2 rRNA genes are annotated in these 2465 nt (G+C 58.4%); both read left to right on the plus strand.

Going from position 1 to position 2465, the window contains the following annotated elements:
• Positions 1 to 11 precede the first annotated feature (11 nt).
• A 16S ribosomal RNA gene (locus tag ACWCV3_RS28675) occupies positions 12 to 1536 on the plus strand.
• Between the two features lie 297 nt (positions 1537 to 1833).
• Positions 1834 to 2465: ribosomal RNA gene (locus ACWCV3_RS28680) — 23S ribosomal RNA — on the plus strand; the annotation flags it as partial.

The raw sequence follows: 2465 nt of genomic DNA on the forward strand, positions 1-2465 counted from the left end.
ACCGGTAAACATTCACGGAGAGTTTGATCCTGGCTCAGGACGAACGCTGGCGGCGTGCTTAACACATGCAAGTCGAACGATGAACCACTTCGGTGGGGATTAGTGGCGAACGGGTGAGTAACACGTGGGCAATCTGCCCTTCACTCTGGGACAAGCCCTGGAAACGGGGTCTAATACCGGATAACACTGCGGATCGCATGGTCTGCGGTTAAAAGCTCCGGCGGTGAAGGATGAGCCCGCGGCCTATCAGCTTGTTGGTGAGGTAACGGCTCACCAAGGCGACGACGGGTAGCCGGCCTGAGAGGGCGACCGGCCACACTGGGACTGAGACACGGCCCAGACTCCTACGGGAGGCAGCAGTGGGGAATATTGCACAATGGGCGAAAGCCTGATGCAGCGACGCCGCGTGAGGGATGACGGCCTTCGGGTTGTAAACCTCTTTCAGCAGGGAAGAAGCGAAAGTGACGGTACCTGCAGAAGAAGCGCCGGCTAACTACGTGCCAGCAGCCGCGGTAATACGTAGGGCGCAAGCGTTGTCCGGAATTATTGGGCGTAAAGAGCTCGTAGGCGGCTTGTCACGTCGATTGTGAAAGCCCGAGGCTTAACCTCGGGTCTGCAGTCGATACGGGCTAGCTAGAGTTCGGTAGGGGAGATCGGAATTCCTGGTGTAGCGGTGAAATGCGCAGATATCAGGAGGAACACCGGTGGCGAAGGCGGATCTCTGGGCCGATACTGACGCTGAGGAGCGAAAGCGTGGGGAGCGAACAGGATTAGATACCCTGGTAGTCCACGCCGTAAACGGTGGGCACTAGGTGTGGGCAACATTCCACGTTGTCCGTGCCGCAGCTAACGCATTAAGTGCCCCGCCTGGGGAGTACGGCCGCAAGGCTAAAACTCAAAGGAATTGACGGGGGCCCGCACAAGCGGCGGAGCATGTGGCTTAATTCGACGCAACGCGAAGAACCTTACCAAGGCTTGACATACACCGGAAAGCATCAGAGATGGTGCCCCCCTTGTGGTCGGTGTACAGGTGGTGCATGGCTGTCGTCAGCTCGTGTCGTGAGATGTTGGGTTAAGTCCCGCAACGAGCGCAACCCTTGTCCCGTGTTGCCAGCAGGCCCTTGTGGTGCTGGGGACTCACGGGAGACCGCCGGGGTCAACTCGGAGGAAGGTGGGGACGACGTCAAGTCATCATGCCCCTTATGTCTTGGGCTGCACACGTGCTACAATGGCCGGTACAATGAGCTGCGATACCGTGAGGTGGAGCGAATCTCAAAAAGCCGGTCTCAGTTCGGATTGGGGTCTGCAACTCGACCCCATGAAGTCGGAGTCGCTAGTAATCGCAGATCAGCATTGCTGCGGTGAATACGTTCCCGGGCCTTGTACACACCGCCCGTCACGTCACGAAAGTCGGTAACACCCGAAGCCGGTGGCCCAACCCCTTGTGGGAGGGAGCTGTCGAAGGTGGGACTGGCGATTGGGACGAAGTCGTAACAAGGTAGCCGTACCGGAAGGTGCGGCTGGATCACCTCCTTTCTAAGGAGCACTTCTAGGCCGCCTAGCGGTCCAGAGGCCAGTACATCGGCGAATGTTCGATGCTGGTTGCTCATGGGTGGAACGTTGACTATTCGGCACACTTCACTGGCTTCTCCTAGTACTGCTTCGGCGTGGAACGGATGAGCGGGGAAGGGTGTCGGGCACGCTGTTGGGTGTCTGAGGGAATGATCTGATCTTCTCCTCAGTTGCCGGCCCCAGTGCACTCGAACCGGTTGGTTCGGGGTGATGGGTGGCTGGTCGTTGTTTGAGAACTGCACAGTGGACGCGAGCATCTGTGGCCAAGTTTTTAAGGGCGCACGGTGGATGCCTTGGCACCAGGAACCGATGAAGGACGTGGGAGGCCACGATAGTCCCCGGGGAGCCGTCAACCAGGCTTTGATCCGGGGGTTTCCGAATGGGGAAACCCGGCAGTCGTCATGGGCTGTCACCCGCTGCTGAACACATAGGCAGTGTGGAGGGAACGAGGGGAAGTGAAACATCTCAGTACCCTCAGGAAGAGAAAACAACCGTGATTCCGGGAGTAGTGGCGAGCGAAACCGGATGAGGCCAAACCGTATACGTGTGAGACCCGGCAGGGGTTGCGTGTGCGGGGTTGTGGGATCTCTCTTCTGTCGTCTGCCGGCGACAGGACGAGTCAGAAACCGTTGATGTAGGCGAAGGACATGCGAAAGGTCCGGCGTAGAGGGTAAGACCCCCGTAGTCGAAACGTCAGCGGCTCGTTTGAGAGACACCCAAGTAGCACGGGGCCCGAGAAATCCCGTGTGAATCTGGCGGGACCACCCGCTAAGCCTAAATATTCCCTGGTGACCGATAGCGGATAGTACCGTGAGGGAATGGTGAAAAGTACCGCGGGAGCGGAGTGAAATAGTACCTGAAACCGTGTGCCTACAAGCCGTGGGAGCGTCGGA

The organism is Streptomyces sp. NPDC001781, from assembly GCF_053596035.1.